The sequence below is a fragment of the Streptomyces sp. YIM 130001 genome (assembly GCF_003574445.1).
Lineage (GTDB): Bacteria > Actinomycetota > Actinomycetes > Streptomycetales > Streptomycetaceae > Streptomyces.
The window spans coordinates 371,552-383,865 of the sequence record NZ_KZ984553.1; the positions used below are offsets into that span (position 1 = coordinate 371,552).

The following is a 12,314-nucleotide window of genomic DNA, read 5'->3' on the forward strand; positions in this document are numbered from 1 at the left end:
AGCCATCACACTTCCGATCCCCTCGGTGACAGGGGCGAGCCCCCGATATACGGAGAGTGATCGGCCATTACTGCCGCCCCCAGCCGAAGCTGCTACTGCTGCGCTCGCCGCAGGGGTCACCGTTGGTGGTCTCCCGCCGAGCCCGGCTCCGCCATCTTTCGGTGCGCGGCAGCCTTGGAGCTGTCGGGGAGGACCTTGTTCGCCAGGCCTTGCGTCTTGGTTTTCGCCGAACCGGCCACCACCTTCTTCGTCCCGCTCATGAGCGCATCGAAACCGTCCCTGGCGACCTGGACGGCGTCGTCCTTGTTCTGCGTGCCGACCTTGGTGTCCTCCATGTCGGCACGCTCGAAGAACTCCGTCTCCGTGGGACCCGGCATGAGCACGGTAATCGTGAGGTCGGTGTCCTTGAGTTCGTTCTGCAGGGCCTGCGCGAAGGACTGCACGAAGGACTTCGACGCGTTGTACACGGCTTGAAACGATCCCGGGATGGTCGCCGCGATCGACGACGTGAACAGCACCTTGCCCGCTCCAGAGCGCACCATGTCTGGAAGGATCCGCTTGGCGAGCCGCACCGTGGATGTGATGTTGAGGTCGATGACGCGGATCTCGTCCTCCAGCGGAGTGTCCACAAAAGGCCCGCCTTTTCCGACGCCCGCGTTGAGCGCCGCGGCGGCCAGCGGCCGGCCCACGGCAGTGACCGCGTCGTATAGTTGGCCCACCCCTCCTCGCTCCGCGAGGTCAACCTGCACGACGGCCACCACATGTGCACCACTTCCGCGTATCTCGTCGGCCGCTTGCTGCAGTTCGTCGTCCTCAGCCGTGAGCAGCAGATCAAACCCGTTGTCGGCGAACTGCTTGGCGAGCTCGAAGCCGATGCCGCTAGATGCGCCCGTCACCAGGGCCAGGGGTTTCGCGTCATCCATGCGCCCCAGGTACCCGTTAGAACGACCGCAAACGTCACCCGGAGGATCTGCAGCACCCTCCCCGGTACGAGAAGGCTCAGCCTGAGGCTGAGAGCGCCCCGCGGCTGACCGTGCCAGCTTCGTCGTGCTCGGAGACTTCGCCTATCTGCGTCGATTCAAAGTCCGACCCTTTGACTCCGAAGCCTCCCCCCTCCCGCGTCCTCGCCGTTGTGCTCGTTTACAGCTTGTCGGCTATTGATGCAGTGTCTCCGGCATCAGCTGCAGGCGCCGCCGACCGGGCGGCCCTCACGACAGGAGTTGGCCCCTGGGTGCCTCGCCAGTCTGACTCCCTCGAGCGGAGCAGCCACTCACCGTCCTTGATCACTCGGGCCGGTTGCCATAGGCGCATGCCATCTCGTCGAAGATCAGAACCCTTGTCCCGAGTCATACGAGGGCGCCCCAAGGGCGGGCCGTCACTCGCGGCCTCCTTACGCGCAATGAGACTGTGTCAAGACCAGCGACGAACGGGAGTTCCGGTGCCTGAGCCGAACATGAGTGTCGAGAAACTGATGGCGGCCGTCGAGCAGGCACCTCCGGTCGAATCGGTCGCGGTAGTCGCCCGCCTCCTAGCTGATCAGCTCGATGCACGCGATGTGTGTTTTCTGATCACGGAACTCGGTGGTGAGACGCTGTGGCGCCTCCCCGCCCTCTGGCCGAATCGTGCCAACAGACACGACCCGGTGCACGCATCCGACAACGTCTACGACGCGGTGCTGCGAGCGCAGAAGCTGCACATCACCGCGGCACCCCGGGACGAGGGATACCGAGGCGGGCACCGGGTGCTCGCGCCCGTCACCATCCGAGGCGACGCCATCGGAGTGCTGGAGCTGATCACCGGGGCTCCGCCCAGCCCTCTCGAGCAGCACCAGATCGAGCAGGCAGCACATGCCCTGGCTTACGTCGTCACCGCCAACCGCCGCTTCACCGACCTCTACGAATGGGGCCGTCGCAGCACCACCCCGACATTGGCCGCCGAGATCCAGCAGAACCTGCTGCCCGACGCACTCACCTTCGAGGCCGGGGAAGTCACCGTCGCCGGCGGACTCGAACCCGCCGGCGACATCGCAGGAGACACATTCGACTACAGCCTCGACGAGAACACCGTCCACGTCTCGATCACTGACGCGATGGGGCACAACGAACCCGCCGCGCTTCTGGCCTCGCTCGCTGTCGGCGCTCTGCGCCAGACTCGCCGTGCAGGCGACACTCTGGCCGAACAGGCACATGCCGCCCATCGAGCCGTGCTGGAGCACGGCTTCGACGGCAGCGTCACCGGTCAACTCCTACGGATCGACCTTCACAGCGGGCAAGCACTGCTGGTCAACGCCGGCCACCCCTGGCCACTACGGTTGCGGGACGGCGACGTGACAGAAGTGGAACTCGACGTGGATCTTCCGTTCGGCACCCCCTGGCACGGTCAGTACCGCGTCCAAGAGGTGGACCTCCGGCCCGGAGACCGGCTAGTGCTCCTCACCGACGGAATGATCGAACGCAACACGACCCGCTTCGACATGCCCGCCGTCATGGCGCGCGACGCACACCTCCACCCCCGCGAAGTCGTCCGCTACATGACGCGCGAACTCCGTAAAGCCACCGAGGGCCACCTACTCGACGACGCAACCGTCCTATGCCTCGATTGGCACGGTCCCGGATCCAGCCGACGCAGCAGCGATGCCGATGCCAACGACGTACGGTAGACCGCGGCGAACGTAGCGGTTGCTGCCCCCTGGCCGCTTGACCGAACCTCAGCTCGCCGATCTGATGCCGGCTCCAACAGCCAGCAGGTTGTCTGCTGCGTTCCTGCCCAAGGATCGCGACAGGCCACGTGCGGGCCAGGAGTTCGCGGGACGACATCCGACAGGTGGCCACACCCTATGCCGACGCTCAGGTCGTATGGCCTCCTGGATTGGGCCACCCGCTGACCGACGAGCGCGCCGCGGCGAGGGGAACCGCCTGCGGCGACGGCGCCAGCTGCGTTTACCCGGTCCAGCCGATGCACTGACGGATTCACCGGTGACGTTCAGCAGCACAGGGAGGCTGGGCGGGAGTGTCCGGCGTACCGGGTCTACCTGCCTGCGCGGTCGCGGATCCTTCCGGTTGCCGTAGAGCGAAAGGGTCGATCCCACGGGTCCGAGGGCGGGGCCTGCAGCAGGCGATCAGTGCAACGAGCCGGGCCAGCCGACAGCGGAGTACAAGCAGGAAGAGCACCAAATCCCCAGAAGGCTCACATGAGAGAGAACAGCCGCTTTCTGACCGTTGAGTATTGGGGAGTACCCGCCCGCAGGCGGCCTACTCATCTGACTGCTCGCAGGTCGGTGACCGTGAAGCAGACGTCCCACCGCGGCCGTGCCCCCAGATCGGCTGCTGTGTCGACAGCTCCCGAGGTGAGCCGGGCCAGAACCTTACTTTCCTGGATCAGGACAACCTTCGTAGTTCTCGTCGATGTCAGACCCACGCGGGCCCGCCCGCCGACCTAGGTGGGGCTGGTCGAACCGTACGGACAGCTATTGGTGGGCCGCGAATATTGCTGGGGCCCGGCCCGCACCCGCTTTCACCTCTGACGAGCGGCCGCAGGCATGGTCGGCGAAAGAGTGAACGTCGTACGCAACGCTGTCCGATTGTCGCGCCACCGTTGCAGGAGATATGCGCCGAACCGGTCCTCCAGGAGATCGGTTGCCTCGATGCCGAGGACGACGTCCGGTTCCAGAGCAGGCTCGTCGGCAAGCAGGCCGTCGATGACGTCGCGGCGTACGACTTGCTCGTGCACGGCGTCGGCCTCGACGTGCTCGTCGTAGAAATGGGCAGCCGGTTCTCCGGCCCCTGTGCGGCGCAGTGCCTTCGCCAGGCGTCGGGAGCCGGGCGGTGAGGTGACCTCGACCACCGCGAAGTGGCCCACCAAGGCCCCGCGCAGCGCGCGGTGCAGCCCGAACAGGGACATGAGGTTCACGATGGCGAGCATCTCGCCGGGAGCCCCGTCCACGTAGTGGCCGTAGTCCGTCCGTAGCCCCAAGTTGGCCATGAGGTCCGCGAACAGCCGTGCGTGCACCTGCTCGGCGCGGCCGGCGCCGAACTCGTCGTACAGCACAGCGACCATGCCTGCCTTGGCTCTTCCGTAGATCCGGGGCAGGACCCAGGCGTGCGGATCGGCTTCTTTGAGGTGGTAGAGCGAGCGCATCGCTGCGTACTCCCGCAACTGCCAGGCGCTGCCCTCCTTTTGGAGGTAGTGCGTGACGTTCGTCGGGTCGTACCCGCTGGGCTCCACGAGCAGGTCCGCCATGGCCGCCGCCACGTCCTCGGCGCCATGGGTCTCCTCGCGCAACGCCTCCAGGAAGCGTCGCTCCAGGATCCGGCGCATCTGCAGCAGAGGCGGGTCCCACTCCAGGCTGTCCGGCAGCCCATCGAACCCCTGGTAGTGCAATTCGTAAAGCACATACAAGGCCAGCTGCAGGTCCTCGCCGAATCCGTCGGCGCGCGCGACTACCGGCCCGGACAGCGGGGCCTCCCGGCCGGCGCGCAGAGCGGACAGCAGGTGCGCGGACAGCTCACCGCGCGCCTCCGGCAGCGGGGGCCGCGTCTTGCGGGGCTCGGTGAACTCAGGCGTCGCGGGCATCGGGTTTTCCCTTCCTGGCCGATCGGTTCGGGTCCGGCTGCGCCTGAACACGTGGCCGCAGCCGGTGGCTGGTGTCGCACCAGGGATACGTACGGCTGCGGTGGCAGGTGCACACCGCGACCTCGAAACGGTCGGAGCGTGCCATCCGCCCGTCCGGCAAGGCCACCTCGACCGGGCCCTCGACGAGGAGCGGCCCGCCCTCGTCCGACCAGACCCGCCGAGCGGGGCGCTCCTCAGGCACGCTCGGCACGGATGACCACGAGTTCCTCTCTTTGCTGTGTCCCGGTGACCAGGCGCGTCTCGCGTAGCCAGCCGGCCCGAGACTGCAGCACGGGCCCATACGGGACGAAGGTGCGTTCAGAGACCTCCGCTCGCATCCCCGCCCGGCGCAGACGGCGCAGGGTCGCTCCCGTACCGCACAGTCCCGAGTGCACAAGCAGCAGCACCCCGCCCGGCCGCAGCGAAGCCGCCGCCCCGTCGCAGACGCTGTCCAGCACCGCCCGCCCGTCGTGGCCCGCATCCCACGATCGGGCCGCTCCTCGGGTGGGTAGCGAGGCGTCGGGCGAGGGTACGTACGGCGGATTACTGATCACGATGTCCCAGCCGTGGCCGGGGAACGAGGCGATAGTGCCGCGACGGACCCTTACTTGATGCCCGGACAGTCGCGCGTTGAGACGCGCGGTCAGAACCGCACGCCAGGACACGTCCACGGCGGTGACCCGGGCCCCGAGTCGTGCGGCGTGCAGCGCCAGGGCGCCCGTGCCGGTGCCGACGTCGAGGAGCTCTGCGCCCCGGCCGATGTTTTCGTGATGCAGGGCGTTCAGCAGGAGCCTGGTGTCATGCTGCGGGGCGTAGACCCCGGGGGGCCGCAGGAGCCGCAGCGGCCGCGTGTACCGGCTCGAAGTGGGCGTGGTAGTCGTCATCATGGCGCCTTTCCGGGGGTGCCGTCGGTCGGTGACCTGCAGCACGCCTCACCCAGCGTTCGACGCCCGGGCGTACTCCGCCACCTGAGTAACCTCTCCACGGCACTTCACACCCGCGGGGCACCCGACCCCATGCGCGTTTGCAGCAACCTCCGGGCGGCGCGATCGCTGGCACGACCTCGGAATCAGCCCAGCGCCTGAGCCGACACCCGACCCTACGGTCGTGCATACGCACCCGGGTGCGATTCCCACGACAACCGTCTGACCTCAGGTTGACGTGTGACGGCCGCGACCATGGGTACTCCGGGCTTACGGCGCGAGCAGGGACAAAACCCTCCGGAGGTCTGTCGCGTCGAGGTTCTCCCGGTTCTGACCTGCAGCCGGGAAAGCCGCCTACCTATTCAGTCGTCGTCGCGGGGAGCCCGCCCTCGCGAGTGCGACCACGCTTGTGCAGTCGGCGCATCGGCCCGGGCTCGCTGTTACGCGACGTGCCCGGGCTGGCTCGGGACGCCTTCCACGGCCTCTGACTGGCGGAACTGCCGGGCCTCGAGCAATCCCATAACAGACGTCCCCGGCCTGGGGCTTGCCTTGGGCGCGTAAGCCGACTCGATCAGGTTCAGATGATGGCGGTGCCGGTTTCGCAGATTTGCTGGGCGATGTCCCGGAGCTTGATGTTGCGCTCCTGGGACAGGCGTCGCATGACGCGGAAGGCTTCGTCCGGAGGGAGTTTGTAGCGCTCCCGGATGATCCCCATGGCTTCGCCGATGGCGTGGCGACTGGTGAGGGCTTGGTGGAGTTGGTCCGCGTTACGGGCACTGGACAGAGCAACCGCGGCGTGCGAGGCGAGGAGTAGGCCGGCGGTTTCGCTGTCCCTGGTGAAAGCAGAGGGGCCCCGGGCATACAGGTTGAGTGCGCCGAGTTCCTGATCGTCGGTGTACAGCAGGAAGCCCATCATGCTGCCGATGCCGAACTCGCGGGCCGCGTCTACGTAGAGGGGCCACCGATCCTGATATGCAGTCAAGTCTTCGATTCTGAAGACGCGCTCCTCACCGCGATGCCGCGCGGCGTCGAAATTCGGGCCCTCACCGCGACGCCCCTGCAGCTCATCACTGCGCACGACGAGGGCGTCGGTGGGAGCCAAGGACTGAACGCGATTGCCCTGCACTACCAGGATCCCGGCAGCATCGCAGCCCACCACGATCTCCACCGCAGACTCTGTGATCCGCTCCAGCGTGGCATCGACGGAGTCCTGCGCCAAAAGATCTCGCGACATCGTCCCCATCTGGGTCGCGAAGCCCTCCCAGTCCATCTCCTCGACCTCTTCACATTCGAGCATGAACCCGCCGATCTGATATCACTCCACCCGAAGATGTAGCAAGGGCGCCCTTGGATAGGCGTCCCCTGACTGACCTCCAGCTGCAGTTACAGACAGTCTATAGGCGGTGCCGCCCCCACAGCCGGTGCTCACCCGAGCCGTCGCACTCCTCGAAACCGGCTATAAACCCGCGAGGAACGAAAGCCGCAGAGACGGAAGAAGCTCGCCAGGGAGGGCGGCATACTTGCGGCTCATGCGGCGGGGGGTGAGTGGTCGGGAGGCGTGCCGCATCCATCGTCGGTGAACGGTAGGGGTGCCTACGAGTAGGAGGTCTGGCCCCGGCGTGCCACCAGCGGCGGTCGAACGCAGGGGTCTCCCCGGCGGTTCCGTCCCGCATGGCGTGGATCGGCGGGGGTGGGGACCTGCGGAGTAGGGTGGTTTCGGCTATCCGAAGTGCTGCAAATTTCGCGGGTGACAGCGCCTCCTGGGATGTGCATTCAGGTCGTCGAAATGGGGGCGAGCGGAGTGAAGGACGACCGCAGGCTGCGGTTGTGGCAGCAGGTTGTCGCGCACGCAGCGGATGGGCCCGTCACGCTAGCGCACGTATCGGCTGCGATGATCTCCTCAGCCAGAGTGGACTCCGTCGGCGTCACCGCCGTGATGAAGGGCACTCAGCGGGAGACGGTCCACGCGAGCTCTCAGCTGGCCATGGACCTGGAAGAGCTCACTGTCACGCTCGGTGAGGGCCCCGGAGTGGATTGCTACCTTGATGGCCCCTCCCTTTCCTCTGACCTGACGGCTGAAGCCTGCCAGGTGCGCTGGCCGGTCTACGCTCCGGCGGCCGTCACGGCTGGGGTCGCTGCGCTCTTCGCCCTTCCGCTCCGAGTAGGTGGAGTGAGCGTGGGCGTCGTGTCCTTGTACCGGACGGAACCCGGCCCTTTGGGTCGTGATCAGCTCGCGGACGTTCTGGTCCTCACGGACACCGCGCTCGCGCTGCTGCTCGACCAGGGACTCAGCGACCCTTCTCAGCAGCACGACGGCTGGCGCGAGTCCAGTGGACTGCAGCATTCGGAGGTTCATCAGGCGACAGGGATGCTCACGGTCCAGTTGGGCGTATCCGCTGCGGAGGCGCTGGTGCGGCTGCGTGCTTACGCGTTCGCTCACGATCGCCGGTTGAGCGATGTAGGAAAGGACGTGGTGGCCCGCCGGCTTCGCTTCAACGGGAGCGAAGCATGAGGCAAGAGGTCGTTGCTGTGCTGTCGCCTGGTGCAGAGGCCGGGCGGCTACGGTGGTCGAAGGTGTTCGAAATGGCAGCGCTACGTGGCAGAGGAATGTTCAGCCGCGGTGCCGACGAAGGACGCGGGTGAGTGAAATGACGCAGGTCCGGTTGACCGAGGTGTTCGTAGAACTGACGGACACGCTCGTGGATGACTTCGATCTCCTGGACTTTCTGCACGGGTTGACGGAGAAATGCGTGGAGATCCTCGGAGTCAGCGCCGCCGGGCTCCTGCTCACCGACGAACGGGACCGGCTGCAGCTCGTGGCCGCGTCCACGGAACGCACGCGACTCCTCGAACTCTTCCAGCTGCAGACCGAGCAAGGTCCCTGTATGGACTGCTTCCGCACGGGCCAACCCGTCTCGGTGGCCGACCTGTCTGCTACCGACCGATGGCCGCACTTCACCCAGGCCGCCGCGGAGGTGGGTTTCGCTTCTGTTCACGCCCTGCCCATGCGCCTGCGCACTGAGGTCATCGGCGCGCTCAATCTCTTCCACACTGAGCCTTGCGCACTGGACGAGGAGACCCTGCGGGTGGGGCAAGCGCTGGCGGACGTCGCCACCGTCGGCCTGCTCCAGCAACGGGCCATCCAGCATCGCGACAACGTCACCGAGCAACTGCAGACCGCGTTGAACACCCGCGTGCTGATCGAACAGGCCAAAGGAGCGCTCGCGGAGCGGCTCGGCCTTGACGTGGACGACGCCTTCATCCGGATCCGAGCCGAGGCCCGCACCAGGAACGTCCGCCTTGCCGATCTGGCCCGAGACATTGTGGAGGGCACCGCCCCGGCTCCCCTGGCCGCACGCGGTGACGTAATCGACTGACCTCACCGCGCGGTCCGAGTAAATTCCTATGGCACTCGGTCGGTTGTTGTGCGGAACCGCGACGGCGACGGTGGGGGTTCGAGCTGCTCCACACGAGTCGTCGGCCGAGTTTCTCCAGCAGACCTTCCCGCACCCAGGTGGCCTGGGGCTCATGCCCCTGGGAAGCCAGTCTCCGCGCGAGGTCGATGGTTTCCAGTTGCCGGTCGATCACGGCGTCCACCACGCCGGCGGTTGTCGTGAGGCCGCCGTGGCAAATCACCTGGCCTTCACTGGGTGCGATGGCGCCGTCGGCCCACGTCGCGTCGTCCGGCGGCGTGAATCCTGTGGTCGCATCGTGATAGTCGCGCAACAGCGGGGCGAAGGCTGGTAGCCCCTGGTCGTCCACCACCTTGGCCCAGCTCTGAGGCCCGGACTCTCCGTTTATGAAGGTGAGTACCTCCCGGCCCTGGTCATCAGATCCCAGGGCGCGGGGCGCGTAGGGAAAGCCCACCGCTTCCAGATGCCTGAGCAACGCGGGCACCGTCGGTGCCCAGGGCTGGGCAGGGCGCCGGACCGTGTCGCCGACCCGCGCCACCACCCGATGGGGCTGATCCTGCGACGCCTCCTCGCTCGTCATGCGCGGGACGCTACCGCTTCGCTGCTTCCCTCAGCCTCCCCATTGCAGAGAGTCGCAGATTGGCGGCCAGACGCCTCCCCGCCCAATGGCCGTCGTTGGGGAATTTCAGCTGGCCGCCAACGCTGAGTGAGTGCCACGCAGAGCCTCTCGCTGCTGGTCGCTCACTCACCGGTACGGGCGTTGTAGGCGTCGGCCGCCCTCTCGTTCAGGGCGCTGCCCCACGACTGGAGCGTGCTTCTCACAGGGCCATCGGGCGGTTCGACGTCAGCACCACGGCGCAAGGGCCGCTGTCCCATGGACGCCCTCGGCAGCAGTCGAGCCACGACGCCATCGAGCCGTGTCACTGCGGCCGGCGCGAGACCATGAGCCAAATCGGCAGCACGAGCTGCGGGCGTCAGGACCAGGCGAGTGCGGCGCCTGACCACCGCCTTGATGATGCGTTCCGCTGCCCGCTGCGCGTTCATGGAGATCACCGGCGCGCCCGCAAGGGCGGAGAACCAGCCGAACTCGCTGGTACGAGCCCCACCGAACTCGGCGTAGAGGTGCGATCCGGTCCGCATCAGCCCGGGGTAGACGGCGGTCACACTCACTCCGGAGGAGGCGGCTTCCGCGTGCAATCCCTCAGCAAGCACCCCGGTCGCGGCCTTCGCGCTGGCGTAGGGAAGCAGGTGGGGCACACCAAGGAGTCCGCCCACCGACGAGATCAGGGCCAGGCGACCGCCGGGCTCACTCTCTCTGAGGTAGGGAAGCGCCTCCAAGGAGGTGTGCACGGCCCCCATGAACATGGTGTTTATGGCATCCCTGAACTCGGTGGCCCCGATGGCTTCCAACGGGGCCACCTGGATGATCCCGGCGTTGGCGATGACGATGTCTGGTCCACCGCAGGTGTCGTGGGCGGCCCGGAACATATGGTGAACGGCCCTTTGGTCCCGCACGTCACAGACGGCCGTGTGGATGACTGCGGCGGGCCTGCGGTGCCACAGCTTCTGCTGCGCCGATGCGAGCTCGTCGGCGTCGCGGGCGGTGATGGTCACCGTGCTGCCCCGGGCGGCAAGCCGGTCGGCCATGAGCAGGCCCAGGCCCCTGGACCCACCCGTAACGACTGCGGTCAGTCCCGAGAGAGACTCTGCGGAGTGCGACATAAGCGTCCTGCTTCCTTGATCGCCCCGTCCTGCCCGCTCCTCCTGGAAGATCTGGTGCGTCGTGAGCCCGTCTGACCGCGGCCCGCACTCGCTCTACGGCGTCGGTACGAACCGACCTGGGCAAAACGGGTGGCCGGCCGGGGCGGCGTAGACACTGGTCCGTGGCGAACGGATGCCTACTCGTGTGTCCGCGCCTGAAACGCTCCTCCGCGCGACCACGCCCTTTTTCGTGCTCGCCTTCGGCCCGCAGGGACTTATCGCGTAGGGCTATGCCATCGGCCTCCTTCCTCCGCCCCAGCACCTGCTCAATTTTTGCTTTTACCCAACCCATCCGCCAACACCTCTCCTGTCCGGACTTCGGTCGGCCTTCGTGTTACCGAGTCCCCCCATCGAGGCCTCCCACGCAGAACGCGGTTCACGCGGGGATGTCCGCAGGCCCGTACCCCGCCCCACAAGCCGGAGGGGAAGTGAATCCTCATCGGGTCGAAGCGGCTCGACCAGCCGACTCGGCCTGCTGTCCCGCGAGCGGCATGCGACGTTCTCCCCGTGGTGGGAGCGCCATGCATCGAAGCGGTCGTTGGCGTAGGTCGCCGATACGCACGCCGCCCTGTCCGCTGCAACAGCCGGACGATGGCGGGCCCGGCCTTCTGGCCCCGGGGAAGGCGCAGTTCAGCGTCCGGATGTTCGCACCAGCGTGACTCTATGCCAGTGCCCGCAGGCGTCGGCTCGCCGCGGTCACGCCGCGTCCACGACGCGCGAGCCCCTCCAGGGGATCCCTGTCGAGGCGGTCGCCGAGGTCGGTCACCGCCCACCGACGGGCTGTCAGCTCAGAGTCGTCCAGTTCATCCCAGCCCAACGGCACCGCTACGGGGGCGCCCGGCCTGGCCCTCACGGCAAACGGAGCGACCACGGTCTGGGCGTAGCCGTTACGCGCGACATCCAGATACAGTCGTCCCTTGCGGGCCTCCTTGCGGGGCTCGGTCGTCAGCTCCTCCGCATGCCGAGCCGCCAGCGTTTCCGCGGCAGCGCGGGCGAACGCAAGCACGTCATCCACGTCATCACGCCGATTCAGCGGAACGACCACGTGCAGACCACGTGAGCCCGTGGTCATCAGGCCCGAGGGAAGGTCCAGCTCAACGAGCAGGTCGTACAGACGGTGCGCTGCACGGCGCACGGGCTCGAAGTCCTCGGCGGGCGGGTCGAGGTCGAAGACCAGGCGGTCGGGGCGGCGCGGCCGGTCAGCGCGGCTCAGCCAGCGATGGGGGGTTATGCATGCCTGGCTCGCGAGATAGACCAAGGTCGCTGTGTCGTCACAGACCACATGCGTCACCTCGCCGCCCTCCTTGGGCACCGTGCTGCGATGGATCCAGTCGGGGAAGTAGTCGGAGATCTCCTTCTGGTAGAACCGGTCTCCGTCGATGCCGTCCGGCATTCGCTCGAGCATCAGAGGCCTGCCGCGCAGTTCGGGCAGCATGCGCGGTGCCACTCGCCGGTAGTGCTCGGCGAGATCCGCCTTGGTGACGCTGTCTTGCGGGAACAACTTCTTGTCGGCCCGCTTCACGTTGACCTTGCGTCGTCCGACCCGTAGTTCGACGTCTGGGCTCACGTCACCGCCTCCATCGCACCGGTGCTGTCATTGCCTCTA

At 67.1% G+C, this 12,314-nt stretch carries 10 protein-coding genes; 3 read left to right on the forward strand and 7 right to left on the reverse strand.

Annotated features, from left to right (window positions below; all coding sequences use genetic code 11):
* Nucleotides 1–116 precede the first annotated feature (116 nt).
* The gene (locus DSC45_RS13520; protein ID WP_119290474.1) at nucleotides 117–923 is read right to left on the reverse strand and encodes an SDR family NAD(P)-dependent oxidoreductase; all 807 of its coding nucleotides are present in this window, start codon (nucleotides 921–923) and stop codon (nucleotides 117–119) included.
* 530 nt (nucleotides 924–1,453) lie between these two features.
* Between DSC45_RS13520 and DSC45_RS13525 the strand changes: the two genes are divergently transcribed.
* The gene (locus tag DSC45_RS13525; protein WP_119290476.1) at nucleotides 1,454–2,659 is read left to right on the forward strand and encodes a PP2C family protein-serine/threonine phosphatase; all 1,206 of its coding nucleotides are present in this window, start codon (nucleotides 1,454–1,456) and stop codon (nucleotides 2,657–2,659) included.
* An 854-nt stretch (nucleotides 2,660–3,513) separates the two neighbouring features.
* On the opposite strand, the gene DSC45_RS13530 is transcribed toward DSC45_RS13525, so the two are convergent.
* The 4 genes from DSC45_RS13530 to DSC45_RS13545 form a co-directional block, all read right to left on the reverse strand.
* Nucleotides 3,514–4,572 (reverse strand): iron-containing redox enzyme family protein, encoded by a 1,059-nt coding sequence (locus DSC45_RS13530; protein WP_119290478.1) that lies wholly within the window; start codon nucleotides 4,570–4,572, stop codon nucleotides 3,514–3,516.
* Nucleotides 4,556–4,822 carry a CDGSH iron-sulfur domain-containing protein gene (locus DSC45_RS13535; RefSeq protein ID WP_240434617.1) on the reverse strand — a complete coding sequence of 89 codons (267 nt, stop codon included), beginning with the start codon at nucleotides 4,820–4,822 and terminating at the stop codon, nucleotides 4,556–4,558. Before DSC45_RS13535 ends, DSC45_RS13530 begins: the two co-directional genes overlap by 17 nt.
* Nucleotides 4,806–5,495 (reverse strand): HemK2/MTQ2 family protein methyltransferase, encoded by a 690-nt coding sequence (locus DSC45_RS13540; protein ID WP_119290616.1) that lies wholly within the window; start codon nucleotides 5,493–5,495, stop codon nucleotides 4,806–4,808. Before DSC45_RS13540 ends, DSC45_RS13535 begins: the two co-directional genes overlap by 17 nt.
* Nucleotides 5,496–6,111: 616 nt before the next feature.
* Nucleotides 6,112–6,804 (reverse strand): GAF and ANTAR domain-containing protein, encoded by a 693-nt coding sequence (locus tag DSC45_RS13545; RefSeq protein ID WP_119290618.1) that lies wholly within the window; start codon nucleotides 6,802–6,804, stop codon nucleotides 6,112–6,114.
* Nucleotides 6,805–7,335: 531 nt separating this feature from the next.
* On the opposite strand from DSC45_RS13545, the gene DSC45_RS13550 reads away from it, so the two are divergent.
* Together DSC45_RS13550 and DSC45_RS13555 are read left to right on the forward strand one after the other, a co-directional pair.
* Nucleotides 7,336–8,046 (forward strand): ANTAR domain-containing protein, encoded by a 711-nt coding sequence (locus tag DSC45_RS13550; RefSeq protein WP_162929214.1) that lies wholly within the window; start codon nucleotides 7,336–7,338, stop codon nucleotides 8,044–8,046.
* 136 nt (nucleotides 8,047–8,182) lie between these two features.
* Nucleotides 8,183–8,911 (forward strand): GAF and ANTAR domain-containing protein, encoded by a 729-nt coding sequence (locus DSC45_RS13555; RefSeq protein WP_119290484.1) that lies wholly within the window; start codon nucleotides 8,183–8,185, stop codon nucleotides 8,909–8,911.
* A gap of 777 nt (nucleotides 8,912–9,688) precedes the next feature.
* Here DSC45_RS13555 and DSC45_RS13565 read toward each other — a convergent pair.
* Entirely contained in the window at nucleotides 9,689–10,669 is a 981-nt protein-coding gene (locus DSC45_RS13565; protein ID WP_119290486.1) for an SDR family NAD(P)-dependent oxidoreductase, read from the reverse strand.
* A gap of 700 nt (nucleotides 10,670–11,369) precedes the next feature.
* Entirely contained in the window at nucleotides 11,370–12,275 is a 906-nt protein-coding gene (gene ligD / locus DSC45_RS13570) for a non-homologous end-joining DNA ligase (RefSeq protein WP_119290488.1), read from the reverse strand.
* Nucleotides 12,276–12,314: the final 39 nt, after the last annotated feature.